The organism is Planktothrix serta PCC 8927, from assembly GCF_900010725.2.
Classification (GTDB): Bacteria; Cyanobacteriota; Cyanobacteriia; order Cyanobacteriales; family Microcoleaceae; genus Planktothrix; species Planktothrix serta.
The window spans coordinates 1-215 of the sequence record NZ_LR734935.1 but is presented as its reverse complement, the minus strand read 5'-3'; the positions used below and the strand labels follow the sequence as shown (position 1 = coordinate 215).

Annotated in this window: 1 protein-coding gene; it reads left to right on the top strand. The window is 36.3% G+C overall.

Annotation, left to right across the window (positions count from 1 at the left end; translation table 11 throughout):
* Positions 1-215: transposase (locus tag PL8927_RS27710; protein WP_156093362.1), on the top strand; the 215-nt coding region annotated here is incomplete at both ends.

The window sequence follows — 215 nt, the reverse complement described above, 5'->3', positions numbered from 1 at the left end:
TCGAGAGAGAAGTTTAGAAAAACTGTAGCTAAGGTTCATGAGAAGATAACTAATTCCCGCCAAGATTTCTTGCATAAATTATCAAGAAAATTGGTAAACGAAAGCCAAGTGATTGTCGTTGAAAACCTCAACGTCAAGGGAATGGTTAAAAACCGGAAGCTATCCAAAGCAATATCTGATGTAGGTTGGGGAAAATTCGTCAACTTTATTGATTA